Raw genomic sequence first — 23,966 nt, forward strand, 5'->3', positions numbered from 1 at the left:
TGTCTTCTCTGACCGCCCTGCTGGCATTACGCCGGTTTTTTACCTCTGACATTTTCTCAGATTTCACACAGTGACGCCGCTCGTAATCTGCCAATGTTCGCCTATCGGGCGGGCGCAGGCCTCCGCAATGCTTCTTTTTCTTGAATGATCGAAACAAGTTCAGTTACTCTTGATTGGAACTGGTTCTTGAAATTTAAGGGGGCGCAACGTGTCTAATGTTTTACCCTTTTCACCTGACGTAAAAGAAACCCCAATAGATGAAATGTCCTCGGATGAGTACATCGAAAGTCTTGAGAAGAGGTTCAAAAACGCTACAGGTTCGGTTGATAAACTAAATTTATTCAAAAAAATCAAGGCATTGCTAGGTCAGCGGAAAATAAAGTTTCGCCTTTCCCCTCCCCCCGACTGGCAAATAAATAAGAAATCTAACGTCCTGTACTTTTCTCAAGAAAAAGTAGTTTATATCTTAGGTCCGATGAAAGGGTTTTCTGTAAAAGAAGGATGGGAGCTCAAGACCATATCTCTAACTGGGAATGCGGTTGTAACCGTTCAAGAAATCATCAATTATTTAGAGGGCATACAGCATGGCAAAGAAACCGTTGAAGAAACCCGAAAGTGATCTCCGCGCAAATTTCGCAGAGAATAAGAAAGCCTGGGTTAATGGTGCTAAAACAGTGAACAACACCATAGCAGAACAGGCAGGGCAGGACCTGAAAAACGGTGATGGTCGCTTAATGAAAACTTACAATGACAACAACCGTACAATTGATGACATTGATAAGAATGGCTAACGGTGGGGGCAACTGACTGCTATGAACAGTCCTGCAGTTGTCCTAGCTGGCAACTGGCTCTGGTTTCTGGCTGTACAAGGGGCTGTGTAGAGTGGTCATTGTGCTTATCCTGACGCTTATTCACTCGCTGTATGAGGTACACACGAGACGCTCAAAGCTAGCGCAGCTACAGAAGGAGACTGGGGGCTTTCCGTTATATTGGGGAAATTGCAATATTGACGGCAAAGTCACCAGGTATTTCCAGGGAGATGATAAGGCAGGAAATTTGACGTCTGAAGATGGTTTCACCCAGCACGTCCTAAGACAAAAGACGTTGGCTAGGCACCGGATAAACGCTTCTTCTCCTTGCCTGCAAAAGTCTCTAGGCCCGACAGACGTTTTCAGCACCATCGCCTGCATTTCCGGAGACGGGAACGCGACGTCTAAAATGAGAAAAAACAATGTCCTGTGACCGAAGCGCAGAAATTATTTAGTAATAATCGCCCTAGGCAGAATTCATCAGAGATATCAAAAGCCTAGACATATTAAGTATGAATATCTGACATCGAAATATTCATATTGTACAAGATATAGATACCCCTCATAAAGCCCTAGTGGTCACTAATACTGATGATATGGACTGTCAAATTTTTATGACAATCCTATAGTCCTTCCCTGTGCTTAAGTTTATACTGGTGGTGTAGATTAACGGAGGTTCTCTATGAAACACACTCCATCCCCAAAACAGATCGTCCATACTCTGAATCAAGCACGCAAAGCAGGTAGCGTTCAGTTAACTGGTTCCAGGGATGAACGTAAGGCCCAGCTTCGTGCTCTTCGTGAGAAGGACTTAGCCGAAGAAGGGAAGTTTGTTGGGCACACAATCTGGTAATGCACCTAAGAAGATCTACTTCAGCAAAGTAGAAATCGCGAAAAAGTTTGCATCTTCAAGTGATACGTTCGGATTCGATGTAGAAGTACAAGAATCCTATGATGATGATTTAGTTGATCTCCAAATCTTGATGGAAAAGCAAGGTTACATTGAGATTTACGATCCTCATATTCACGGTTACACCGCATGTTATCCTTTGGCGAAAGATTCAAATTCCGTACCTGGATCATCTCCTGATTATACCGGCCTCTATCATGTGAGATTGCAGAGTAACGGTGATGTTGATCCGCTAGTAATTGTTACCTTTCAGGGGATGATGGTCGATCAAAAGCGCTATGAGAAAGCCGTTATAGAAACCATGATTACGCACGACGTAATGTTTGGTGAAAAGGGATCCAAGTATCCCGCTCTGATGAAATCGCAGCGTAAGTTTGTCCGTTCCACATTAGATAGCCCAGAGTAACACAGCCAAAAAGTGACAGCTGAGCCGCCAATGGCTCTGCTGATAAATCAATGCTTTTTTTCCCTTAGAAGGCGCATTCCCTGGCTTTCCCCCCATTTAGGTTGCTGGTTGAGCATGCCTGTTGCCTTGAACTCCGGCCTCCTCCCTGCGACCCATGCCACTTTTAAGTATGCTTTTCGTGATTCTGAGCCGCTACCCAGTAATCAATATACTTTGATGTCTACGATGTCCGCTCCTGGCACATATGCGACAGTCAACATGAGTATTGTTAGGGACAGCAAAAGTGCCAGACCTGAATTGCTGCTTAGCGGGCATATTAACGCCGTCATTAGCATCACTTACTGGTGTCTTGGCAGTGGCTGGGGAAAGTTGGTTGAGGAGGTGCTTATAACCGATTTTATTGAGAACCGTGAGCAAGGCCGGGAATCCTTTCCTGGATTGTGAGGGGTTGAGCAAGCCTACCGGCGCGGTAGTGTTTTGCACACATCAGAAGCGATGCTGCTTGTCTTCTCCTGACCGGACAAAGACCGGATGCTGCCTTGCTGTGATCAATTCACCAGCAGACATACCGGCTGAAAATAGTGTTTATTGGCAGCGTGAAGACCAGCAGAGGTTGGCAGAGTGCCCGAAAGGGTAGGGCGTCGCTAAAAGGAGATGCTCGGGTCGGACTCAAGAGGTAAAGCAGCGACATCTGCGGTCAATACGACCAGAAATCTACCGGAACCCCAGAAAGCAAGAAACCAGCCCGTAGGCTGGTTTCTTTAAATTTTGGTGCCCGGACTCGGAATCGAACCAAGGACACGGGGATTTTCAATCCCCTGCTCTACCGACTGAGCTATCCGGGCAACGGGTCGCATTAAACCTTATGCCGCTGCCAGCGTCAACGGCTTTATTATGAAAAACCGACCGATTGCACTCTTTTCCACCAGCCAGACGCTGAAATGCTTTTTTCTGGCTGTTTTATCTGCAATTGAGTTTCTCATTACCTGCTGGCTGACAGGCTGGCGATGACCGGAAGCCGCCACTCTTTTCTTTCTTATCCCGGTTGTCCGAAAATTACTTACATCCTTTCATTGGGTTAGGTTGAATCATTCAGCACCGTGCTCGCAGCCGTTTTACTGTATCAATGACCATTTTAGCTTCCGCCCCGGACTGCGCGGCAAACGGGTGAAAAACATGCGCAGGGTAAGGCAGATAAAAGTCTGATGCCGGGGGCTGGCATTGAACCCGCTGCTAAAAAATGCCATTATTGCGCAAATTTTGACATCCCTGTCATCCCTGTACACTGAGGTCGTCGCCATGAGAGGTTCAGCGCTGATAAATCGCTTCTGTAACCCGCATCCGCAGATGCCGTGCCGCCGATCTTCATGTTGTCACACCCTGTCGATACTCTCTCTCACCGTGCGGTGAGGTCTTACTACGCTTTACTGTTGGCCATGCGTAAAAGCAGATGCGATCTGATTTTACTGATGTCTACCGGTCTGAGCGGCGCTTCATCGCTGACAGCCTCTGACACCCACTTATCCTTGAACGCCGGGCATTTGTGCTATGACACCTTTAAAAATTGCAGCCAGTACCACCGTGGCAATCCATCTCCAGACCGGGCGCGAAGTCGTCACGCTGGATAATACCGATTTTACCGATGTGGCAGCGGTGGTGCTGTCTGTTTCTGACGCCAGGAGCGGTATGCTGGCACTGTTACGCCACACGGGATTTAACCTGCCGGTGTTTATCGCGCTGGACGATGCCTCGCAGGCCGACAGTCTGCCTGCGGTGGACGGGGTGCTGACGGGCGAAAAGGGCGATGCTTCACTGCTGGAAGCCGCGGCTTCCGGGTATCAGGCTGACTTACTGCCGCCGTTTTTCCAGACGCTGACCAAGTATGTAGCCATGGATAACACCACCTTTGCCTGCCCCGGGCATCAGGGCGGCGAGTTCTTTAAAAAACATCCGGCCGGGCGTCAGTTCTTTGACTTCTTTGGTGAGAACGTGTTTCGCGCCGATATGTGCAACGCCGACGTTAAGCTCGGGGATTTGCTGATCCATGAAGGGTCAGCCAAACATGCGCAGAAGTTTGCAGCGAAAGTTTTCAACGCGGATAAAACCTACTTTGTGCTGAACGGTACCTCCAGCGCGAATAAAGTGGTCACTAATGCGCTGCTGACCCGTGGCGATCTGGTGCTGTTTGACCGCAATAATCATAAATCAAACCATCACGGCGCATTGATCCAGGCAGGAGCCACGCCGGTATATCTGGAGACCGCGCGTAACCCGTTCGGCTTTATCGGTGGTATTGATGCGCACTGCTTTGACGAGACCTACGTGCGTGAGCGGATTAAAGAGGTGGCGCCGGATCGGGCCGGAGACGCGCGGCCGTTCCGCCTGGCCGTGATCCAGCTCGGAACTTACGATGGCACGGTTTACAACGCGCGGAAGGTGCTCGACAGTATCGGCCACCTGTGCGACTACATCCTGTTTGACTCGGCATGGGTCGGCTACGAACAGTTTATTCCGGTTATGGAGGCCTGCTCGCCGCTGCTGCTTGAGCTGCAACCTTCCGATCCGGGGATCTTTGTGACTCAGTCGGTACACAAGCAGCAGGCCGGGTTCTCCCAGACCTCGCAGATCCACAAAAAAGATAACCATATTCGCGGCCAGCAGCGTTTTTGCAGCCATAAGCGGCTGAACAATGCCTTTATGCTTCATGCCTCTACCAGCCCGTTCTATCCGCTGTTTGCGGCGCTGGATATCAACGCCAAAATGCATCAGGGGGAAGCCGGTCGCCGCCTGTGGCACGAATGCGTGGTGCTGGGGATTGACGCCCGCAAGGCGATTCTGGCGCGCTGTGAGATGATTAAACCGTTTATCCCTGATGAGGTCGACGGCAGGCCATGGCAGGATGCGCCGACGGCCACTATCGCCTCGGACGTCCGTTACTTCAGTTTCGCTCCTGGCGCGGCGTGGCACGGTTTTACCGGCTACGAGAAAGATCAGTATCTGGTTGACCCGTGCAAGCTGCTGCTGACCACGCCCGGTATTGATGCTGCCAGCGGTCAATATGCTGCGTTCGGCATTCCGGCGACCATCCTGGCAAACTACCTGCGTGAAAATGGCGTCGTGCCCGAAAAGTGCGATCTGAACTCTATTCTGTTCCTGCTGACGCCGGCAGAGAGCATGGAGAAAATGGCGCGGCTGGTGGCGAAGCTGGCTCAGTTTGAACAGCACATCAAAGAGGATGCGCTGCTGCGCGACGTGCTGCCGACCATTTACCGTAAAAATGCGGCGCGTTACGAAGGCTACACCCTCAAGCGCCTGTGCCAGGAGATGCACGATCTGTATGTCAGCCATGATGTGAAGGATCTGCAGAAGGCGATGTTCCGCCAGCAGAGCTGGCCGAAAATGGTGATGAACCCGCAGGATGCCAACATCGCGTTTATTCGCGGTAACGTCGAACTGGTGCCGATTGCCGAAGCGGCAGGACGTATCGCGGCAGAAGGGGCCTTGCCTTATCCTCCGGGCGTACTCTGTGTGGTACCGGGCGAAGAGTGGGGCGGGGCGGTACAGGACTATTTCCTGGCGCTGGAAGCGGGGCTGAATCTGCTGCCGGGCTTCTCACCGGAGCTGCAGGGCGTGTATGTTGAAACCGACGAGCAGGGCGTAAAACGGCTTCAGGGCTACGTGCTGACGGCGTGATCATGGGCCGGTGGTCGCCGAAAAAAGGGTCGACCACCGGTCATGAAACCGTCACTTCAGGACGGATTTAACGCGTCTTCCCGTGCCTGGCGGACAATCGCTTTCGCGATCCACTTACCAATATCCTGCAGCTCATCGTTGTCGCAGCCCCAGATATCTTTCATCACCAGAAAGATCTCTGAGCCATACACCAGCGACAGCGAACGAATGACGCGATCCATTAGCTCCGGCGGCAGCTCTTTGCTGAGCGGTTCCACCACCTGCGTTAACATCTCTTTGCGGTTGCCACGCACCAGCTTCTCTTTCAACGGCGGTGCATTCACCGCCTGGGACTGCGCCCACTGCGTCAGTGAAAGATGCAGGGCCGCCCGAAGCGTACCTTCATGCTTCAACATGCGCGGAAAAGCAAAACTCAGCAGTTCATCAATCCGGGCGCTGGCATCTGTTTTGGTCGGCTGCCAGCTTTTAATCGGACTGAGCGTCTCGGAGACAATGGCCGAGACCAACGCACTTTGCGTAGGGAAGTAGCGATAGGCTGTAGCGCGAGAAAGCTGTGCCTCCTGAGCGACTTCAGTAATGGATGGAAATGCGCCGCTATCAAACAGCTTCATTGCCGTATCAATCAGTAAGCGACGTGTTCTGGCCCGGGTGGATGTTAACCCCAAAATGCCAGCAGAATCCCTTTGCTCCACGATAACCTCATTTTCCAGTAGATCTGACTCTGTATCGGTCCGGTAACCATTATAACCATGCTACCGGCATTTTACTGCCGGTGATGCGGGGCTGCACCTTTCTCCGGCGTTATAAGCGTAGTCAAAAACAGCTGTAGTCTCATATTTCATTCAATTGATTTATCAATCTTTAAGGTGCTACTGTGAGCCGCTGCCCTTGAGATGTCTTTGCGCTCCAAAGTTATTTACGTTTTTATTTCATTAATATCAACTATTTATTAATATAAATAACAGGTTATCGTAACGCCAATGAAAAATCAGAATGGATCTATCTACGTTGTTGCGACAGCGGATACTAAAGGAAGGGAACTGTTTTACGTGCGCGATCTGATAGTGCAGACCGGCGTGAAAGTCCTGACAGTTGATCTGTCTACTCAACCACTTAGCGAAACTTTTCGCGCAGATATTCCGGCTGAAATGGTGGCCGATTATCATCCCCAGGGCCGCAGCAGTGTGTTCTGTGGTGACCGTGGAAAAGCCATTGATGCCATGGCACAATCTTTTAGGATTTTCCTTAGCCAGCGTAGCGACGTTGCTGGGATTATTGGGCTGGGTGGTTCCGGCGGGACGGCGCTGATTACTCCCGCGATGCAGGCCTTACCCGTGGGCGTGCCGAAGCTGATGGTGTCAACAATGGCCTCGGGCGATGTGTCTGCCTATGTCGGTGCCAGTGATATCAGCATGCTTTACTCGGTGACTGACGTGGCAGGCCTTAACCGTATTTCCCGCCGCGTACTGGGTAATGCGGCCCATCAGATTGCTGGTGCGGTCAAATTCTCGCTGCCTTCTTCCGGTGACGATAAACCGGCCATCGGTTTGACCATGTTTGGTGTGACCACGCCGTGTATAGAGGCCGTCAGCGCCGGGCTGGAGGCTGACTATGACTGTCTGGTGTTTCACGCTACCGGTAGCGGAGGCAGGGCGATGGAGAAGCTGGCAGACAGCGGGATGCTGACCGGGATGCTCGACCTGACCACCACGGAGGTCTGCGATTTACTCTTTGGCGGCGTGCTGGCCTGCGGTGAAGACCGTTTTGATGCCCTGTCGCGCAGCCAGATACCCGGCGTATTATCCTGCGGTGCGCTGGATATGGTGAACTTTGGTCATCCCTCCGGCGTGCCGGAAAAGTATGCTGCCCGCCAGTTCTACCATCATAATGCCCAGGTGACGCTGATGCGGACCACGGTGGAGGAGAACATCGCCATGGCGCAGTGGATCGCTGGTAAACTGAACCAGTGTGAAGGCGAGTTGCGCTTCCTGATCCCCGAAGGGGGATTTTCCGCCCTTGATGCCCCGGGCCAGCCATTCTGGTCACCCGAGGCCGACCGGGCGTTTATCACCACCCTGGGATCCCACTGTCACCAGACTGAAAAACGTCAACTTATCCACCTGCCGTGGAATATTAATGACCCACAGTTCGCCGCTGAAGCAGTGGCACAATTTCGTCAACTGGCGTCGAGAGGAAGATAATCATGCCCGCTTTTACCCGTCAGCAGCTGCTGACTCATTTCAGACAGATGATTGCCCGCCGTGAGCCGATTATCGGCGGTGGGGCCGGTACCGGGCTGTCGGCTAAATGTGAAGAGGCCGGGGGTATCGATCTTATTGTTATTTATAACTCCGGGCGCTATCGGATGGCCGGGCGCGGCTCACTGGCCGGGCTGCTGGCATATGGCAACGCGAATGAGATCGTGGTCGATATGGCTAAAGAGGTTCTGCCGGTGGTGAAACACACCCCGGTACTGGCCGGCGTGAACGGCACCGATCCCTTCTGTCATTTTGATAAGTTCCTGGATGATTTGAAAGCGATGGGCTTTTCCGGTGTACAAAATTTTCCCACGGTTGGCCTGATTGACGGCAACTTCCGCGCCAATCTGGAAGAGACCGGCATGGGGTACGGGCTGGAAGTCGACATGATTGCGCTGGCGCATCAGAAAGAGATGCTGACCACGCCCTACGTCTTCAGCGCGGAGGATGCCGTGGCAATGACGCTGGCCGGTGCTGATATTATTGTGCCGCATATGGGGCTGACTACCGGCGGCAATATCGGCGCGGCAACGGCATTACAGTTGAAGGACTGTGTTCCCCGGGTGAATGAGTGGGCAGCGGCAGCGAAAGCCGTGCGGGAGGACGTGATTGTCCTGTGCCACGGCGGGCCGATATCCAGCCCGGAGGATGCACAGTACATTATGGACAACTGCCCGCAGTGCGATGGTTTCTACGGTGCCAGTTCAATGGAGCGGCTGCCAACGGAAGTGGCGCTGACCGAAACGACCCGCCGGTTTAAAAACATCAGCCGGTAATGTCTGAGTGAAGTTAAGAAGGGCAGGCAAGGTACAGGTTGCTGTACCTTGCCTGTGTTTTAGTAACGGTGATAGCTCTTCTGCGCGTTATTCACCTTATACAGGTAACGACGTGATTCGGCGGACGGATGGCTGGTGGTCAGCTTCTGGTACACCTCGGCAGGCGACAGGCCGTTAATGGCGCTGAAGGCACGGTCTTTATCGCTGGAGAACACACGCAGCACGCTACCCGCACCGCCGTTGTAGGCGGTGATCACCGCATAACGGCGGGAGGTCGGGTTACTGATCCCGGCCAGGTAGTTGCCCTGTAGCAGCGACAGATAGGCCGCACCGGCATCAATATTATTTTCCGGATCCAGCAGATAGCTGCGGCTGGGTTTGCCCCATTTCCCTTTCATGCGGAACACGTCTACTCCGGCGGTATGCTGCACGACCTGCATCAGCCCCAGTGCGTCAGCATGACTGACCGCGTACGGGTTAAAGCTGGACTCAATCTGCATGATCGCCAGGATCAGCGACTGATCGACGCCGTAGCGTTCGGCGGCCTTACGCACCATCGGCAGATATTTGTGCGCACGTTTATCCAGGTGGTTAGGCACCATCGGAATGGTCACCGACCAGATGACGTGCAGCCCGGAGTTACGGCGCTGAAGTTTATTCTGGATCAGGTAGTCGGCAAAGCTGGCGGCGCGGCCCTGCCAGCGGATCGGCTGGCCGGTATTATCCAGTACCTGGCCGTACAGCAATGGCTCTTTACTGATCTGAATATCTTTGGCGTCGGAATAGAGATCGACATTGCCCGGATCTTCCCCGATCAGCAGGGTGGTGATAATGGCCTGACGCAGGCTGGCCGTCGGATTGGTCCCGGCGATGGTTTCAATCGTAATGCTACCGGCATCGAAGTTAATATGGCTTCGGGTGTAGTACTGATCGCTGTATTTAACGTAGTCTTTCGGACCCGCAATCAGGACTTCGTTAATCCCCCAGATATTTTCGATGTTGTGGGCAAACTGTCCCATCAAAATATCAAAACCGTTGGTGTCTTTAATCCAATTTTCATCAGACGCGTTCTGTTTCTTGCCGGAGCAGGAAACCAACAACGGTGCAATAATCAGCAAACTTATCAGTTTTTTCTTCATTTTATTGTACATGCCCACAATTGAGAGGGCCTCATCAGTGAGGCCCAACGACTTATTCTTCCGGCGGGGTATAACCTTCGATATGCACGTCGTGGCCTTCAAACAGGAATTTAATCATCTCCTGTTCCAGCAGCTTACGGTCATCAGGGTTCATCATGCTGAGTTTCTTTTCATTGATCAGCATGGTCTGTTTTGCCATCCATTTTGACCAGGCTTCTTTGGAAATTTCGTTAAAAATACGTTTACCTGTCTCACCCGGATACAGCTGAAAATCCTGTCCTTCGGCGTCACGTTGCAGGAACGTACAAAAAATAGTTCGGCTCATTACTCTTCCTCTTCCGTTACGCGAGCGCTCAATGCCATGGCGTGTGGCTGGCGCAACTGCTGTAGCAGACGCTCTACCGGCGCGGCCAGCCCCACAGCGGGCGGCTGCGCTAAGTTATACCAGAGACCCGGCCCATCATCCATTGCTGCACGGACAGAAGGCAGATCCAGCCACATTGGCACAATATCCAGGTGGAAATGGCTGAAGGTATGACGGAAGGCGTTCATCTGACGTAATTTTCGGTCATCCACTCCGCGCTGCCGCAGGGCCTGGCGCAGTGCTTCCTCGCTGGAGTACTGGGGAAAGCAGAATAACCCGCCCCACAGGCCGACGGGCGGGCGCTGTTCCAGCCAGACCTCCTGTCCTTGCTGCATCAGAAGCAGATAACCGGTCCGCTCCGGGATAGTCTGCTTCGGTTTTTTTCCCGGGTACTGCGCCCAGCTGCTGTGCGCGTAAGCCAGGCAACCGCTATTCAGTGGGCAGATCTCACACTTCGGTTTTGACCGGGTGCAGACCATGGCACCCAGATCCATCATCGCCTGATTAAACTGGCTGACACCCTCGGCAGGCGTGACGGCTTCACTGAGCTGCCACAGGCGCTTTTCAACCTCTTTCTTTCCTGGCCAGCCGTCCACGGCATAGCAGCGTGCCAGCACGCGCTTTACGTTGCCATCAAGGATCGGGAAGTGCTTGCCCAGCGCCAGTGAAAGCACTGCGCCAGCGGTGGAACGACCGATACCCGGCAGGGCCTCGACCTCCTCCAGCGTTTCCGGGAATACCCCACCGTGTTTATCGACGACGGTTTTCGCTGCTTTGTGCAGGTTACGCGCACGCGCGTAGTAGCCCAGGCCAGTCCACAGGTGCAGCACTTCGTCCAGCGGGGCGGCGGCCAGATCGCTGACGGTGGGAAAACGCGCCATAAAGCGCCCGAAGTAGGGGATCACGGTGGCGACCTGCGTCTGTTGCAGCATGACCTCAGACAGCCAGACTTTATAGGGCGTTTTTTCCAGCTGCCAGGGCAGGGTTTTACGCCCGTAGCGCTGATACCATTCCAGTACCTGATGTGAAAACTGCGCTGGCTGCATGATGTGGGTTCCCGTTGTGCCATTCTGAAAATCAGGCAGGGATTCCAGCACAGACATTAAGGGCTGTAAACCGGATATTCACTGCATTTTATTAACCACCCGATGAGGCCGCGCAGCCACCCGAACGCCGATCGGACGCTATACTGCCAGTCAGCCCTGAAGGTGAGCCGGTAAGGGTGTTCTTTATGTTTTCACTTCCTGAAGGCATAATGCCCGCTTTCTACAGTGCACAGCCGCAGGCAGAATCATGAAAAACGATGTTATCTCACCGGAATTTGACGAAAATGGCCGCGCTATGCGCCGTATCCGCAGCTTTGTGCGCCGCCAGGGCCGCCTGACCAAAGGCCAGCAGCAGGCGCTGGATACGCTGTGGCCGGTAATGGGCGTTGAGTTTCAGCCGGAACCGGTAGATTTAACCGCTCTGTTTGGCCGTGATGCACCGCTGGTGCTGGAAATTGGCTTTGGTATGGGAGCGTCGCTGGTGGCGATGGCAGCCAGTAATCCGCACCAGAATTTTTTGGGTATTGAAGTACACTCTCCTGGCGTGGGTGCCTGCCTGGCCACGGCGGAAGAGGCCGGGGTCAGCAATCTGCGCGTGATGTGTCATGATGCGGTCGAAGTGCTGGATTTGATGATCCCGGATAATTCGCTGCGTATGGTGCAGCTGTTCTTCCCGGACCCGTGGCATAAAGCGCGTCATAACAAACGTCGTATCGTGCAGGTGCCGTTTGCTGAATTAGTACAGCGTAAACTGAAACCGGGCGGCGTGTTCCACATGGCAACCGACTGGGAAGCTTACGCGGAGCATATGCTGGAAGTGATGAGCAGTATCGACGGGTATAAAAACCAGTCAGAAGCCGGAAACTGGGTGCCGCGTCCCGAGTCTCGGCCGTTAACGAAATTTGAGCAGCGTGGGCAGCGTCTTGGCCACGGTGTATGGGATCTGATGTTTGAGAGGATTAAATAATGGCTACACAACGCAGTCGTCGTCTACGTAAGAAAATGCACATCGATGAGTTCCAGGAGTTAGGTTTCTCCGTGGGCTTTACCTTCCCGGAAGGGACTGACGAACAGACTATCGACAGCACCGTTGATGCACTGATCAATGAAGTCATTGATCCAAATGGCCTGGCTTTTGATGGCAGCGGCTATCTGCAGTGGGAAGGTCTGATCTGCCTGCAGAAAATTGGCAAGTGCACCGACGAGCATCGTGAGCTGGTCAAAAACTGGCTGGAAGCCCGTAAACTGAACGACGTCAAAGTGACCGAACTTTTTGACGTCTGGTGGGACTGACGGTCTGCCCTCCGGCGTGACCATATAAGGGGGGCGACCATTTTTCTGGTTGCCCCTTTTTTCATATCAAGGAGACGATTTATGCGTAAGGCACTTTTCAGTGGAGCATTACTGCTGCTGGCCGCAGGCCAGGCTCAGGCGGATTACCAGTGCAGCGTTAATCCTCAGGACGATATCATTATCAGCCCGAACCAGGTGGAAGTGGTGGGTGCCAGCGGTAAGCTGATTATTTCCCCCGTTGGTGACGTGCAGCGTAATGGCAAAGTGGCCAGTATCGATGACGCTACGCGTCAGAAAGCCATCGATTATCAGACCGCGCTGCGCCGTGATCTGCCGTGGATCGATAACGGAGCAAAACAGCGGCTGGAAAAAGGCCGTGTGGCGCTGGATCGGGTGATTGTGCAGAAGCTGGGGCAGGACAGTAACGTGCGTCAGCGCCTGACCTCGCTGGACGGGCAGCTCAAGCAGCAGATGAATCGCATCATCGAGCATCGTAGCGATGGCTTAACCTTCCACCATCAGGCCGTGGAGCAGGTTCGTCAGGAGGGGGAGCGTCTGGTACAGAATGCGATGGGCGGCGTGGTGCAGGACAGCCTGAATGAGATGGGCAGCAAATCGACCGGCGGCGATAACCCGTTGCAGGCGATCATGGGCAATCTGGGGGGCTTACAGCAGGCGATTCAGGCCGAGTGGAGCAATCAGGAGCAGGATTTCCAGAACTTTGGTCATGAAGTCTGTAATCGTGTTACCACCCTGGAAGGACAGCGCAAGGCGCTGATCGCCGGGTTGAAATAACGTGCCATTTGATGTGGCGGGCTGACCGAAAAAGAAGGTCAGCCCCTGCGTCATGGTTTATACGCAGGGGGCGGCCGTTTTTTCCGCTCGCCCCGCGGCGTATTATTCTGCCAGGAAAAGCTCCAGCAGCGAGTTCAGGAACAGCTTCCCTTTCTCAGTAATCTGCCACGCCTCTGCCGTTTCCGTCAGATAGCCTCTGGCGATCGCCTCGTCGAGCTGCGTGCGGATGGTACTTTCCGCCAGGCCGGTGTAGCGCGTGTACTCTTCGCGCGGTGCGGCTTCCAGCAGACGGAAACGGTTCATAAAGAACTCAAACGGCTTCTCCGCATCGGCCACTTCGTGTCGTTTATCCAGATATTTGCCGCTCATAAAACCGCGCGGGTGCTTCGTTTTTGCGGTGCGGATAATGATACCGTCCGGCTGGGTCAGCTTGCCGTGGGCACCACAGCCAATACCCAGGTAATCACCAAAGCGCCAGTAGTTGAGGTTATGTTCGCAGCGATAGCCGGGTTTGGCATAGGCGGACGTCTCATATTGCTGGTATCCCGCCGCTGTCAGCAGCGCATCACCCTGTTCGAAAATATCCCACAGGTCGTCCTCATCCGGCAGGCGCGGCGGCCGCGAGGCAAACAGGGTATTCGGCTCGATGGTCAGCTGATACCACGACAGATGAGGCGGATTGAGCGCGATGGCCTGGCGCAGATCGTCCAGCGCCTCTTCCAGCGACTGATCCGGCAGGCCGTGCATCAGGTCGAGGTTAAAGCTGCGCAGCCCGAGGCCTTCGGCCAGCCGTGCCGCCCGCTTTGCTTCTTCTGGTCCGTGAATGCGCCCCAGACGCTCCAGTTTGGCCGCGCTGAAGCTCTGCACACCTATGGAGATACGATTGACTCCGGCACGCTGGTAGCCGCTGAAGCGCTCTGCTTCGACGGCACCCGGATTGGCTTCCATGGTGATCTCAGCGGCAGGCGACAGGGGCAGACGCGCACGCACGCCGTCCAGCAGCATCTGCATCGCTTCGCTGCTTAACAGGCTTGGCGTACCGCCCCCGATGAAGATGGTGCTCACTTCGCGGCCTGACGTCAGCGGCAGATCGAGATCCAGGTCGTTTAGCAGGTGCTGCACGTACTCTTCGTGCGGCACTTCCCCTTTCAGCGCATGGGAGTTGAAATCGCAGTACGGGCACTTCTGCACACACCAGGGAATATGGATGTACAGGCTTAACGGCGGGAGATTAGCCATCTTTCATGGCACTCAACAGCAGGCTGAGGGCCTGGCCACGGTGTGACACCGCCTGTTTTTCCGCTTTACTCAGTTCAGCTGCGGTTTTCCCCAGCGCCGGCACGTAGAAAATGGGGTCATAGCCAAAGCCGCCGACGCCTGCAGCGGTGCGGGTGATTTCGCCCGCCCAGCTGCCGTGGAACACCAGCGGCGTCGGATCTTCAGCATGACGCAGATAGACCAGCACGCAGTGAAACTGCGCCTGACGCTCCCCGTCCGGCGTGGCTGCCAGTGCGGTCAGCAGTTTTTCCAGATTCTGCTGGTCACTGGCGTCCGGGCCCGCATAGCGTGCTGAATAGATACCCGGCGCACCGCCAAGGGCATCGACCGCCAGCCCGGAGTCATCGGCGATCGCCGGTAAACCGGTCATGGCTGCGGCATGACGTGCTTTCAGAATGGCGTTTTCAATAAAGGTCAGACCGGTTTCTTCGGCAGACTCCACGCCCAGTTCCGTTTGCGCGACAATATCCAGCCCAAACGCGGCCAGCAGGTCAGCCAGTTCGCGAACTTTCCCGGGGTTGCCGGTGGCGAGTACAACTTTTTGCATAATCATTCCAGAGCGATAATTTTTAGAAAACAGATTGAGAAACAGATTGAGAGATATAACCAGGAAGTTTGCCCTTCAAGGGAAAGAATCATGGTTAATCCAATAGCCAAAATAATTGGAGCTGCCGCAAGGCGGCAAGGACATGAGACCCCGGGAACTTACTGTAGTAAGTGACCGGGGCGAATGTACGCAGCCAACGCAGCGGCAGTTTCAAGTATGAAGGCTATTTAAAATTGGGCCCAGCCGGGGATATATTCCAGCCCCAGGAAGTTCAGCATATAGAGAACCAGAATGACGGCCATCGCCGAGAAGTCGATGCCACCCATCGCCGGAATAATGCGGCGTACCGGGGCCATCAGGGGCTCGGTCAGCTGGATCAGCACGTAATCAACCGGGTTACGACCCTGGCTTACCCAGCTCATCAGTGAGCGAACGATAATCACCCAGAACACCAGCATGCCCGCTGCTTTAACCAGAATGACCAGGCCCAGATAGAGGAAAATCGGATCCGGTACAAACAGGCGCAACGTCACCGGCCCCAGCAGCACGCTGACGAGATAGGCCAGCAGCAGCGAGGCAGTATCCACCGGTCCGACAGACGGGATGATTCGGCGCACGGGTTTGACGATCGGTTGAGTGATTTTCACCACAAACTGTGAAAACGGGTTATAGAAGTCACACCGTGCCCACTGCATCCAGACGCGCAGTAATAACACTTTGATGTAAATCGCAATCACCGTTGTGACCAGAAAGATCAACGCTAGCATGGGGTTCCTCAGTTGTTGTGATGAGCGGCGGCATGACCGTAGTCGCGCGCGCCGAAAATAGCGGTGCCAATGCGCACCAGGGTACTACCGGCCGCGATCGCGGCGTCCATATCGTCACTCATTCCCAGCGACAGCGTATCCACGCCGGGGATCTCCTGCTGTAACTGCTTAAATGCCGCCGCCATCTGCTGACACACCGCCAGCTGGCGGGCGTAGTCGGCTTCCGGCGCGGGGATTGCCATCAGTCCCCGCAGCCTGAGCCGTGGCAGCGCGGCAATATCTTGTGCCAGCGCAGGCAGGTCAGTAAGGGGAATACCGGACTTGCTCTGCTCATCGCTGATGTTTATCTGGATCAGAACGTTAAGCGGTGGCAGCGTTTCAGGGCGCTGTTCGTTCAGACGGCGGGCAATGCGCAGCCGGTCAACGGTATGACACCAGTCAAAGTTCTCCGCCACCAGGCGACTTTTGTTAGATTGCAGCGGGCCAATAAAGTGCCAGGTCAGGTCGGAATTTGCCAGCAGCTGGATTTTGTCCACGCCTTCCTGCACGTAATTTTCACCGAAGCTGCGCTGACCGGCCGCTACCGCTTCTTCGACCGCGCTCGCAGGTTTTGTTTTACTCACTGCAAGCAGCTCAATCTCATGTGGATCGCGCCCGCACTGTGTCGCCGCCGCCGCGATCCGCTGGTGGACTTGCTGTAAGTTGTGCTCAATCGAAGTCATAGTCAGGGAAAAAATATGGATATTGAGGAATTAGTGGCCCTTAGTGTAAAGCATAATGCAGGCGATCTGCACCTTTGCAGTGGTCATTCTCCATTCTGGCGCTGCAATGGCCGCCTGACACCGATTGAGGGCACGCCGGAAATGACGAATGAGTGGCTGGAAAGCTTCGCTATACGCTGGCTGACGGTTGTGCAGCAGCAGACGCTGGCGGAGGAGGGGCAGGTCGACTTTGCCCTGACGATGCCCGACGGCGTTCGCCTGCGGGCCAACCTTTTTCGTCAGCGCCACGGTCTGTCGCTGGCGCTGCGGCTGATTGCCAGCCGTTGTCCGGACATGGCGTCACTGTGCCTGCCTGCGGTGGCTCACTCGCTGCTGCAGAGGGAAGAGGGCCTGGTCCTGATCGTCGGGGCGACCGGCAGCGGAAAATCCACCACGCTGGCGGCCATGATTGACGAGATGAACCAGCAGCAGCAGCGGCATATCCTGACGCTGGAGGACCCGGTCGAATATCTGCATCACAGCGCACGGTCACTGATCCAGCAGCGGGAGAAAGGGTTGCATTTTACCGACTTTGACGGCGGGTTAAGGGCGGCGCTGAGGGAAGATCCTGATGTGATCCTGCTGGGTGAGCTGCGCGATGCCGGGACGATCCAGCTGGCATTGACCGCCGCAGAAACAGGGCATCTGGTGCTGGCAACGCTGCACACCCGTGGCGCTGCACAGGCGGTGGAGCGGCTGGTGGATGTGTTCCCGGGCAACGAAAAGAATCTGGCACGCAGCCAGCTGGCAGGCAGTTTACAGGCGGTTATTGCCCAGCGGCTGGTGGCCGCCACCGGCGGCAGAGTCGCGCTGTTCGAGGTACTGGTTAATACCCCGGCAGTGGCAAATCTGATCCGAGAGGGGAAAACCCATCAGCTACCGGCACTGTTACAGACCGGCAGCCAGCAGGGAATGCAGACGTTTGAGCAGAGTCTGGCGGAGTGGAAGAGAAAGGGAGTACTGGCTGACTGACCGAAAAAAGAAGGTCAGCCACTACCGTCCGGTCTGAGCGGGCCGTCCTGTTCACCGTCACCAGCGTTGGTGGGGCTGCGATCTGTTTACGTATAATGATTTTCGAACCAGCTTTCCAGAATAATCACCGCTGAGAGCGAGTCGACGCTACCTTTGCTCAGGGCGCGGAAACCGCCGCGCTCAAACAGTTCAGCACGGGCTTCGACGGTGCTCAGGCGCTCATCGTGCAGTTCTATCTGTACGCCAAAACGGCCGTGCAGGCGATTGGCGAATTTACGGGCTCGCACCGTTAATGGCTGCTCGGTGCCATCCATATTTAGCGGCAGCCCTACCACGACGCGGTCAGGCTGCCACTCTTTCAGCAGTGCTTCAATCTTGTTCCAGTCCGGCACGCCATCGTTGGCTTTCAGCGCCGTCAGCGGACGGGCGGTGCCGGTCAGCTGCTGGCCGATGGCCACGCCAATGCTTTTCGTCCCAAAATCAAAGGACAACATAGTCATACTGCTCATCAGGCGTGTCCTGCTTCACTGGCAATATTGTGGATATCCACGCCCATGCTTTTTGCCGCTTCGCGCCAGCGCTCGGCAATCGGGGTATGGAACAGAATATTGCTGTTGGCCGAGGTCGTCAGCCAGGCGTTTTCCAGCAGTTCACTTTCCAGCTGGTCTTTTTCCCAGGCACAGTAGCCCAGGGCCACCAGCACGTTGTCAGGCTGCTCCGGGGTGCCCAGCGTTTCCAGCACGTCACGGGAGGTGGTGATCACCGTGTTGTCAGAAACGCGAATGCTGGAGGTAAATGTCTTCTGCGCGGAGTGCAGAATAAAGCCGCGATCCTCCGCCAGCGGCCCGCCTGAAAATACCGGTTTATCCAGTCTGGCGTCGGGCTCACGCGGCGTCGGTGATATTTTCAGCTTGGTCAGAATGCCGTCAACCGTCAGATTATCCATCGGTTTATTGACGATCAAACCCATCGCACCGTCACTATTATGTTCGCAGATATAGACCACTGAACGTTTGAACAGCGGGTCCTGAAGCGTTGGCATGGCAATCAAAAAATGATGCTGTAAATTCATACTTAATGTTCTGTAGTCTGGTTAACGCCCGGGCGGGTAGCCGCGGGCGTTAATGGGTGAGCAGGGGGCAGTCCGGCCCCGCCGCAACAATCAGGCCAGGCGTTTTTCGATCGCATCCATCAGCATACCGGTGACAGAAATCGGGAATGCGGCTTCGATCTCACGAACGCAGGTTGGACTGGTCACATTAATTTCAGTCAGCTTGTCACCGATAATATCCAGCCCGACAAAGATCAGCCCTTTCTCTTTCAGGATCGGGCCGACGCGGCGGGCAATTTCCCAGTCGCTTTCGGTCAGCGGACGGGCTTCGCCACGGCCACCGGCTGCCAGGTTACCACGGGTTTCACCTGATTTTGGAATGCGCGCCAGGCAGTAAGGTACCGGCTCGCCGTCCACCACCAGCACGCGTTTGTCACCGTCTTTGATCGCCGGCAGGTAATTCTGCGCCATGCAGTAGAAGCTGCCGTGCTCGGTCAGGGTTTCAATAATGACCGACAGATTCGGATCTTCCTGCTTAATGCGGAAGATTGACGCACCGCCCATGCCGTCCAGCGGCTTAAGGATAATGTCGCCGTGTTCCTGCCAGAATTCACGGATCTGGCTGGCATTGCGGGTGACCAGCGTATCCGGGGTCAGCTCTGCGAACCAGGCGGTGAACAGCTTTTCGTTACAGTCGCGCAGGCTCTGCGGCTTGTTAACGATCAGCGTGCCTTTCTCTTCCGCGCGCTCAAGAATGTAGGTGGCATAGATAAATTCGGTATCAAACGGTGGATCTTTGCGCATCAGCACCACGTTCAGATCGCTGAGAGCAATATCCTGCTCGCTGCCGAACTCAAACCATTTGTCATAGTTCTGTTCAACACTCAGCTGGCGGGTGCGAGCCCGGCCTTCACCGCCGCGCAGATAGAGATCGTTCATCTCCATATAATGAATTTCATAACCACGGCGCTGTGCTTCCAGCAGCATAGCGAAGCTACTGTCTTTTTTAATATTAATAGAGGTGATGGGGTCCATCACGATGCCAAGCTTAATCATTGTGTCTCCAAATTGAGCTATATCGTTAGCGATAATGCTCAAGCTATGCGGAATAATGTCTGAAAGTTAGCCCAGGTCGCCAAAACGTACCTGCAGGGCGGTAATTGCCGTCAGTGCCGTTGTTTCTGTCCGCAGTACGCGCGGCCCAAGCAAAATATCGGTAAATCCGAACTGCGCCGTCATACTGATTTCATCAGCCGTCAGTCCCCCTTCGGGACCAATCAGCAGTCTGATCCGCTCTACCGGCAACGGCAGCGTGTTGATGCTGTGTTCAGCCCGGGGATGAAGATTTAATCTTAACCCGCGATCCGCTTCGGCACACCAGGCGTCAAGTGCCATAACGGGACGAATTTCCGGAATGACATTACGTCCGCACTGTTCGCAGGCGGCAATGGCGATTTTTTGCCACTGCTGCATTTTTTTTAACAGACGTTCTGCATCCAGCTTTACGCCACAGCGTTCAGAAAACAAGGGGGTAACGACATTTACCCCCAGTTCAACGGCTTTCTGGATGGTGAACTCCATCTTTTCACCGCGCGACATGACCTGTCCCAGATGCAGATGAAGCGGAGACTCACGGCTGTCGGCGCGGCTTGCGGTGATTTTCACGCGCACATTTTTTTTATCGGCCTGAGTAATCTCGGCGGCAAAAGTCAGATTTGTGCCATCGAACAATTCCAGGGGCTGGCCTGGCACCATGCGCAGTACGCGACCAACGTGATTGGCGGCGTCTTCGCACAGGGCCGTTTCGCGGCCTGTCTCTAACGGTTCAGGGTGATAAATGCGGGGTATACGCATGGCGATCCTGTCAAATGTAGTGCACGAATGCTGTGCAGTGTAGGTCAGTGATTTTACCGCTGGCAAGCCTGCTGTACATAGGGGTTATGATTCCCCTGCACGCGGGCAATACGCCGATCGCGTTCGCACTCCCAGGGCGTGGCCGGATATTGCTTGCTCCATGCGGTCATCAGCTGGGTCTGCTGTCTGGACATTTGCAGCTGGTACTGGTCGCGCATATAGAACCAGGTACGGGCAATGGCCCCACGGGCGCGAACCGGCGGCTCAGCCAGCTTGCTTTTGAAGTCGACTTTCATCGCGCACTGGCCATACTGGGGTTCGCCGCCGTTCCACTGGCTGTACATAAAGTTACCCCGGTCACCGTTCACTTCTCCGATGGACGGCTGCAGGTTGTGCAGGTCGGTTTCCATGCGGCGGTAGTCATCATCCTTCGCACAGTTTTTACGTCCGCCGTTTTGCCAGCACTGACGCTGATGGCCGAAACTCCAGGCCGGAACCACGTGCTCCCACTCAATGCGGCTGGCACGATTGGCATTTTTACGCACCTGATAACCGCACGAGGCAAGGTCAGGAACCCCTTTTTTTCCCTGCCAGTGAATTTTGCAGCCACAGTAGAACGTGCCGGGCGCGCCATTGTTAATCTGCGCGGCATAGGCTTTCGCCTGGCTGAAACTGTTCTGGTGATAGTTATCCAGGCTGAGGGCGTGGCTGAAAAAGGCGGGTAACAGCAGGGCAAGGGCCACAGTGGCCAAAATTTTGCGAGACATATTCCAGAAAATCTGTAATCCATGAAAGAGGCGTGGGAGAGTAACAGATATCGTGGATATTACGAATCACTGGCAGAGATCGATGGCTTAAATCGCCTGCTTTTCAGCCACTTTGCCGGTTTTTTAAGACTCCAGGAAGTCCCCGGCCCGAAGGATATCGCCGCAGTGCAGGCAGCGGTATTCGCTTTCACCGCGAACCACCCGGTTATGACGCCTGACGGTCAGCTGATGCTGCTGGCAGCGGCAGAAATAGGGGAAGGCCCGGCTGCGCACCGAGGCGATTTCAAACTGGTGAGTGCGGCGGGCCGGCACGTCCAGCACATTCTCCATCATCCATTTCCACTCTTTACCGTGCGGGGCGACGCGGCCGAAATGTTTCCATACCAGCAGGTGTGCCAGCTCGTGAGGAACAACCTCATCGATAAAGGCCTGCTGATTTTCCAGCAGCAGCACCGGATTCAGCCGGATTTCCCAGCGCTGAAGCCAGGCGGTGCCTGCTGCGGTGCCACGCTGCTGATAAATCAGGGCCGGTTCAGGATAGTCGCGCTTCAGCCGCTGGTTGGCCTGCTGCAATTTTTCACGCAGCTGACGCATGACGGCCTGTTGCAGGGCGATAGGAAGTCTGAGGGATTTCATGCTGGCAAGAATACGGGGCGACAGCGGGCAATTCAAGGGGCAGGCGCATCACGCAGCGTGCCTTTTGCGTCACAGTTGCAGGCAGTCCGCTTACGCGTTTCAGGGATGACGACGAAGGCAGGGGAGTGACGGGGGCCTGAAGAACGTCGGTACGGTGAGCCCCGTACCGACGAGTGGTCATTACTTAGTTACGCTGACCGATGTTACGCAGTTTTTTACCGGCTAGCAGGTTACGCTCGATGTGCTCCAGCGAAACATTTTTGGTTTCCGGGATCAGCCACAGCGTCAGCACGATGAAGAACAGGTTCAGTGCGCCGTACACCCAGAAGGTGTTGGCATTGCCCAGGTTGTTCAACATGGTCAGGAAGGTTGCCCCGACAATCATATTCGCGATCCAGTTGGTGGCTGTAGAAACGGTAATACCGAAATCGCGTCCTTTCAGCGGCTGGATCTCTGAGCACAGTACCCAGATCAGCGGGCCGGCGCTCATGGCAAAGCCTACGATAAACATCAGCAGCATGGCTACCGCGAAGTACTGCGCGCTCTGAGAATGAATACCCACATGGAGCATGGTACCCAGAATGCCCATACCCGCAGCCATCACAATAAAGCCTAAGATCAGCGTTGGCTTACGGCCCCAGCGGTCCACCAGACCGATGGCGATAAAGGTCGCCAGCACGTTGATCAGACCAACAATTACCGTTCCCCACATCTGCTGAGTGGTGTTAGTGAAACCGGCAATCTCGAAGATTTTAGGCGCGTAATACATGATGACGTTCATCCCGGTGAACTGCTGCATCACCTGCAACAATACGCCCAGATAGACGGCACGACGGAAGTTGCTGTTGTCTTTAAACAGCGACCAGCCGGACTGTTTGATCTTCAGGCTTTCACGAATCTCATCCAGTTCACGCTTTGCCTGTTCACTGGTATCACGCAGACGATCCAGCACGCGCTGTGCGCTGCGGAAGTCGCCTTTCGCCGCCAGCCAGCGGGGGCTGTTCGGCAGGAAGAAGACGCCGACCAGCAGCAGCAAGGCAGGGATGGTGATCACGCCCAGCATCCAGCGCCACTCGCCGGTATAGCTGAAGGCCGTATCTGACAGGTAAGCCCCGAGAATACCGATGGTAATCATCAGCTGATACAGCGAGATCATGCTGCCACGGATTTTCTCCGGGGCAATCTCGGACAGATAAAGTGGGGCCGTATAAGAGGCGACACCGACCGCCAGGCCCAGCAGGACGCGGGCAACGATCAGCATTTCCGGGTTAGGCGCAAAGGCTGACCACAAGGAACCGATAACGAACAGCACGGCCCCGATCATCAGGCTTTTTTTACGTCCGAGATAGGATGACATCCAGCCGCTGCCGACGGCACCAATTGCCGCACCAAACATCATTGAGCTGACAATCCACTCCTGCTGGTGCGGTGTCACATTGAAGTCTTTGGCGATGAAGGGCAGTGCGCCGGCGATCACGCCGATATCGAGACCGAACAGCAGTCCCGCCAGTGCTGCGAGGAAACAGACAAACAGGGTCATAGCCTTGTTAGATGTCCGGCTCCGTTTTTTATTTTCAGGCATAGTTGCCTCCATTAAGTAGTCCCACTTGTTGTTGTTATAGATGTTAGGTAACCCTGGCGCAGCAGACTGTGCTTCAGATCACATTGGTGTAATCGCTTACACGCCTGAAATCGCAGAAAAACACTTTTTATCATGCTGTAACGCTTTGTAACCAGTAACTCATAGCAGTTTATAGCTTTAACTATTTTCCCCCTGAACCACTATCAGACAACGCTGAAAATAGCGCATTTTAGGAATAAGTTGATAAAGAGGGTTATCATAA

The 23,966-nt window shown here is 54.6% G+C and carries 25 protein-coding genes and 1 tRNA gene; 10 read left to right on the forward strand and 16 right to left on the reverse strand.

The window, feature by feature from the left end; genetic code table 11:
• Positions 1-208 precede the first annotated feature (208 nt).
• The 3 genes from IFU29_RS10210 to IFU29_RS10220 all read left to right on the forward strand — a co-directional run bounded on the left by IFU29_RS10210 (position 209) and on the right by IFU29_RS10220 (position 2,125).
• On the forward strand, positions 209-619 hold the full coding sequence (locus IFU29_RS10210; protein WP_191933841.1) for a hypothetical protein: 411 nt from the start codon (positions 209-211) through the stop codon (positions 617-619).
• Positions 585-791, forward strand: a complete 207-nt coding sequence (locus IFU29_RS10215; RefSeq protein WP_191933842.1) for a hypothetical protein — start codon at positions 585-587, stop codon at positions 789-791. Before IFU29_RS10210 ends, IFU29_RS10215 begins: the two co-directional genes overlap by 35 nt.
• An 851-nt stretch (positions 792-1,642) precedes the next feature.
• Positions 1,643-2,125 carry a hypothetical protein gene (locus tag IFU29_RS10220; RefSeq protein ID WP_191933843.1) on the forward strand — a complete coding sequence of 161 codons (483 nt, stop codon included), beginning with the start codon at positions 1,643-1,645 and terminating at the stop codon, positions 2,123-2,125.
• Between the two features lie 769 nt (positions 2,126-2,894).
• On the opposite strand, the gene IFU29_RS10225 is transcribed toward IFU29_RS10220, so the two are convergent.
• A tRNA-Phe gene (locus IFU29_RS10225) sits at positions 2,895-2,970 on the reverse strand.
• Between the two features lie 703 nt (positions 2,971-3,673).
• Here IFU29_RS10225 and IFU29_RS10230 point away from each other — a divergent pair.
• Complete coding sequence (locus tag IFU29_RS10230) at positions 3,674-5,818, forward strand: ornithine decarboxylase (protein WP_191933844.1); 2,145 nt, start codon at positions 3,674-3,676, stop codon at positions 5,816-5,818.
• Between the two features lie 56 nt (positions 5,819-5,874).
• On the opposite strand, the gene IFU29_RS10235 is transcribed toward IFU29_RS10230, so the two are convergent.
• Positions 5,875-6,528 (reverse strand): TetR/AcrR family transcriptional regulator, encoded by a 654-nt coding sequence (locus IFU29_RS10235; RefSeq protein WP_191934047.1) that lies wholly within the window; start codon positions 6,526-6,528, stop codon positions 5,875-5,877.
• A 270-nt stretch (positions 6,529-6,798) separates the two neighbouring features.
• Here IFU29_RS10235 and IFU29_RS10240 point away from each other — a divergent pair, with 270 nt between their 5' ends.
• Together IFU29_RS10240 and IFU29_RS10245 are read left to right on the forward strand one after the other, a co-directional pair.
• Complete coding sequence (locus IFU29_RS10240; RefSeq protein ID WP_191933845.1) at positions 6,799-8,019, forward strand: Tm-1-like ATP-binding domain-containing protein; 1,221 nt, start codon at positions 6,799-6,801, stop codon at positions 8,017-8,019.
• Positions 8,020-8,021: 2 nt separating this feature from the next.
• The gene (locus IFU29_RS10245) at positions 8,022-8,852 is read left to right on the forward strand and encodes a phosphoenolpyruvate hydrolase family protein (protein ID WP_191933846.1); all 831 of its coding nucleotides are present in this window, start codon (positions 8,022-8,024) and stop codon (positions 8,850-8,852) included.
• A gap of 59 nt (positions 8,853-8,911) precedes the next feature.
• Here the strand turns inward: IFU29_RS10245 and mltC are convergent, their stop codons facing one another.
• From mltC to mutY, 3 genes are read right to left on the reverse strand one after another with little or no spacing between them, the layout of a single operon-like run.
• Positions 8,912-9,991: a membrane-bound lytic murein transglycosylase MltC gene (gene mltC / locus IFU29_RS10250; RefSeq protein WP_191933847.1), complete on the reverse strand. Its 1,080-nt coding sequence runs from the start codon at positions 9,989-9,991 to the stop codon at positions 8,912-8,914.
• A 52-nt stretch (positions 9,992-10,043) separates the two neighbouring features.
• Positions 10,044-10,316 (reverse strand): oxidative damage protection protein, encoded by a 273-nt coding sequence (locus IFU29_RS10255; protein WP_062744330.1) that lies wholly within the window; start codon positions 10,314-10,316, stop codon positions 10,044-10,046.
• A complete protein-coding gene (gene mutY / locus IFU29_RS10260) occupies positions 10,316-11,401 on the reverse strand; it encodes an A/G-specific adenine glycosylase (RefSeq protein ID WP_191933848.1) in 1,086 nt (361 codons plus the stop codon). The genes IFU29_RS10255 and mutY overlap by 1 nt, the downstream gene beginning before the upstream one ends.
• Before the next feature lie 247 nt (positions 11,402-11,648).
• Between mutY and trmB the strand changes: the two genes are divergently transcribed.
• The 3 genes from trmB (at position 11,649) to IFU29_RS10275 (ending at position 13,489) form a co-directional block, all read left to right on the forward strand.
• The gene (gene trmB / locus IFU29_RS10265) at positions 11,649-12,368 is read left to right on the forward strand and encodes a tRNA (guanosine(46)-N7)-methyltransferase TrmB (protein ID WP_191933849.1); all 720 of its coding nucleotides are present in this window, start codon (positions 11,649-11,651) and stop codon (positions 12,366-12,368) included.
• Entirely contained in the window at positions 12,368-12,694 is a 327-nt protein-coding gene (locus tag IFU29_RS10270) for a YggL family protein (RefSeq protein WP_062744328.1), read from the forward strand. Before trmB ends, IFU29_RS10270 begins: the two co-directional genes overlap by 1 nt.
• A gap of 81 nt (positions 12,695-12,775) precedes the next feature.
• Positions 12,776-13,489: a DUF2884 domain-containing protein gene (locus IFU29_RS10275; RefSeq protein ID WP_191933850.1), complete on the forward strand. Its 714-nt coding sequence runs from the start codon at positions 12,776-12,778 to the stop codon at positions 13,487-13,489.
• A gap of 102 nt (positions 13,490-13,591) precedes the next feature.
• Here the strand turns inward: IFU29_RS10275 and hemW are convergent, their stop codons facing one another.
• The 4 genes from hemW to IFU29_RS10295 all read right to left on the reverse strand — a co-directional run bounded on the left by hemW (position 13,592) and on the right by IFU29_RS10295 (position 16,803).
• Complete coding sequence (gene hemW / locus IFU29_RS10280) at positions 13,592-14,728, reverse strand: radical SAM family heme chaperone HemW (protein ID WP_191933851.1); 1,137 nt, start codon at positions 14,726-14,728, stop codon at positions 13,592-13,594.
• Entirely contained in the window at positions 14,721-15,314 is a 594-nt protein-coding gene (gene rdgB / locus IFU29_RS10285) for an RdgB/HAM1 family non-canonical purine NTP pyrophosphatase (RefSeq protein ID WP_191933852.1), read from the reverse strand. The genes hemW and rdgB overlap by 8 nt, the downstream gene beginning before the upstream one ends.
• Positions 15,315-15,541: 227 nt before the next feature.
• A complete protein-coding gene (locus tag IFU29_RS10290; RefSeq protein ID WP_191933853.1) occupies positions 15,542-16,081 on the reverse strand; it encodes a YggT family protein in 540 nt (179 codons plus the stop codon).
• A gap of 8 nt (positions 16,082-16,089) precedes the next feature.
• Positions 16,090-16,803, reverse strand: a complete 714-nt coding sequence (locus tag IFU29_RS10295; RefSeq protein ID WP_191933854.1) for a YggS family pyridoxal phosphate-dependent enzyme — start codon at positions 16,801-16,803, stop codon at positions 16,090-16,092.
• Positions 16,804-16,818: 15 nt separating this feature from the next.
• On the opposite strand from IFU29_RS10295, the gene IFU29_RS10300 reads away from it, so the two are divergent.
• On the forward strand, positions 16,819-17,814 hold the full coding sequence (locus IFU29_RS10300; protein WP_191933855.1) for a type IV pilus twitching motility protein PilT: 996 nt from the start codon (positions 16,819-16,821) through the stop codon (positions 17,812-17,814).
• Between the two features lie 86 nt (positions 17,815-17,900).
• Here IFU29_RS10300 and ruvX read toward each other — a convergent pair whose 3' ends face one another.
• The 7 genes from ruvX to IFU29_RS10335 form a co-directional block, all read right to left on the reverse strand.
• Entirely contained in the window at positions 17,901-18,323 is a 423-nt protein-coding gene (ruvX, locus tag IFU29_RS10305) for a Holliday junction resolvase RuvX (RefSeq protein WP_191933856.1), read from the reverse strand.
• Positions 18,323-18,886, reverse strand: a complete 564-nt coding sequence (locus tag IFU29_RS10310; protein ID WP_191933857.1) for a YqgE/AlgH family protein — start codon at positions 18,884-18,886, stop codon at positions 18,323-18,325. The genes ruvX and IFU29_RS10310 overlap by 1 nt, the downstream gene beginning before the upstream one ends.
• Before the next feature lie 90 nt (positions 18,887-18,976).
• Positions 18,977-19,921 carry a glutathione synthase gene (gene gshB, locus IFU29_RS10315; RefSeq protein ID WP_062744319.1) on the reverse strand — a complete coding sequence of 315 codons (945 nt, stop codon included), beginning with the start codon at positions 19,919-19,921 and terminating at the stop codon, positions 18,977-18,979.
• 66 nt (positions 19,922-19,987) lie between these two features.
• Entirely contained in the window at positions 19,988-20,719 is a 732-nt protein-coding gene (rsmE, locus tag IFU29_RS10320) for a 16S rRNA (uracil(1498)-N(3))-methyltransferase (RefSeq protein WP_191933858.1), read from the reverse strand.
• Between the two features lie 53 nt (positions 20,720-20,772).
• Complete coding sequence (gene endA / locus IFU29_RS10325) at positions 20,773-21,486, reverse strand: deoxyribonuclease I (RefSeq protein WP_191933859.1); 714 nt, start codon at positions 21,484-21,486, stop codon at positions 20,773-20,775.
• A gap of 123 nt (positions 21,487-21,609) precedes the next feature.
• Complete coding sequence (locus IFU29_RS10330; protein ID WP_191933860.1) at positions 21,610-22,122, reverse strand: SprT family zinc-dependent metalloprotease; 513 nt, start codon at positions 22,120-22,122, stop codon at positions 21,610-21,612.
• A 184-nt stretch (positions 22,123-22,306) separates the two neighbouring features.
• A complete protein-coding gene (locus IFU29_RS10335) occupies positions 22,307-23,704 on the reverse strand; it encodes a sugar porter family MFS transporter (RefSeq protein WP_191933861.1) in 1,398 nt (465 codons plus the stop codon).
• Positions 23,705-23,966 lie beyond the last annotated feature (262 nt).

It is taken from the genome of Erwinia persicina (assembly GCF_014838825.1).
Classification (GTDB): domain Bacteria; phylum Pseudomonadota; class Gammaproteobacteria; order Enterobacterales; family Enterobacteriaceae; genus Erwinia; species Erwinia persicina_A.

What these genes read in the sequence shown, in the direction of transcription:
- IFU29_RS10215 (WP_191933842.1), top strand. Translation starts at nt 585, where the DNA reads ATGGCAAAGAAACCGTTGAAGAAACCCGAAAGTGATCTCCGCGCAAAT.
- IFU29_RS10230 (WP_191933844.1), top strand. Translation starts at nt 3,674, where the DNA reads ATGACACCTTTAAAAATTGCAGCCAGTACCACCGTGGCAATCCATCTC.
- IFU29_RS10240 (WP_191933845.1), top strand. Translation starts at nt 6,799, where the DNA reads ATGAAAAATCAGAATGGATCTATCTACGTTGTTGCGACAGCGGATACT.
- IFU29_RS10245 (WP_191933846.1), top strand. Translation starts at nt 8,022, where the DNA reads ATGCCCGCTTTTACCCGTCAGCAGCTGCTGACTCATTTCAGACAGATG.
- mltC (WP_191933847.1), bottom strand. Translation starts at nt 9,991, where the DNA reads ATGAAGAAAAAACTGATAAGTTTGCTGATTATTGCACCGTTGTTGGTT.
- IFU29_RS10255 (WP_062744330.1), bottom strand. Translation starts at nt 10,316, where the DNA reads ATGAGCCGAACTATTTTTTGTACGTTCCTGCAACGTGACGCCGAAGGA.
- mutY (WP_191933848.1), bottom strand. Translation starts at nt 11,401, where the DNA reads ATGCAGCCAGCGCAGTTTTCACATCAGGTACTGGAATGGTATCAGCGC.
- trmB (WP_191933849.1), top strand. Translation starts at nt 11,649, where the DNA reads ATGAAAAACGATGTTATCTCACCGGAATTTGACGAAAATGGCCGCGCT.
- IFU29_RS10270 (WP_062744328.1), top strand. Translation starts at nt 12,368, where the DNA reads ATGGCTACACAACGCAGTCGTCGTCTACGTAAGAAAATGCACATCGAT.
- IFU29_RS10275 (WP_191933850.1), top strand. Translation starts at nt 12,776, where the DNA reads ATGCGTAAGGCACTTTTCAGTGGAGCATTACTGCTGCTGGCCGCAGGC.
- hemW (WP_191933851.1), bottom strand. Translation starts at nt 14,728, where the DNA reads ATGGCTAATCTCCCGCCGTTAAGCCTGTACATCCATATTCCCTGGTGT.
- rdgB (WP_191933852.1), bottom strand. Translation starts at nt 15,314, where the DNA reads ATGCAAAAAGTTGTACTCGCCACCGGCAACCCCGGGAAAGTTCGCGAA.
- IFU29_RS10290 (WP_191933853.1), bottom strand. Translation starts at nt 16,081, where the DNA reads ATGCTAGCGTTGATCTTTCTGGTCACAACGGTGATTGCGATTTACATC.
- IFU29_RS10295 (WP_191933854.1), bottom strand. Translation starts at nt 16,803, where the DNA reads ATGACTTCGATTGAGCACAACTTACAGCAAGTCCACCAGCGGATCGCG.
- IFU29_RS10300 (WP_191933855.1), top strand. Translation starts at nt 16,819, where the DNA reads ATGGATATTGAGGAATTAGTGGCCCTTAGTGTAAAGCATAATGCAGGC.
- ruvX (WP_191933856.1), bottom strand. Translation starts at nt 18,323, where the DNA reads ATGAGCAGTATGACTATGTTGTCCTTTGATTTTGGGACGAAAAGCATT.
- IFU29_RS10310 (WP_191933857.1), bottom strand. Translation starts at nt 18,886, where the DNA reads ATGAATTTACAGCATCATTTTTTGATTGCCATGCCAACGCTTCAGGAC.
- gshB (WP_062744319.1), bottom strand. Translation starts at nt 19,921, where the DNA reads ATGATTAAGCTTGGCATCGTGATGGACCCCATCACCTCTATTAATATT.
- rsmE (WP_191933858.1), bottom strand. Translation starts at nt 20,719, where the DNA reads ATGCGTATACCCCGCATTTATCACCCTGAACCGTTAGAGACAGGCCGC.
- endA (WP_191933859.1), bottom strand. Translation starts at nt 21,486, where the DNA reads ATGTCTCGCAAAATTTTGGCCACTGTGGCCCTTGCCCTGCTGTTACCC.
- IFU29_RS10330 (WP_191933860.1), bottom strand. Translation starts at nt 22,122, where the DNA reads ATGAAATCCCTCAGACTTCCTATCGCCCTGCAACAGGCCGTCATGCGT.
- IFU29_RS10335 (WP_191933861.1), bottom strand. Translation starts at nt 23,704, where the DNA reads ATGCCTGAAAATAAAAAACGGAGCCGGACATCTAACAAGGCTATGACC.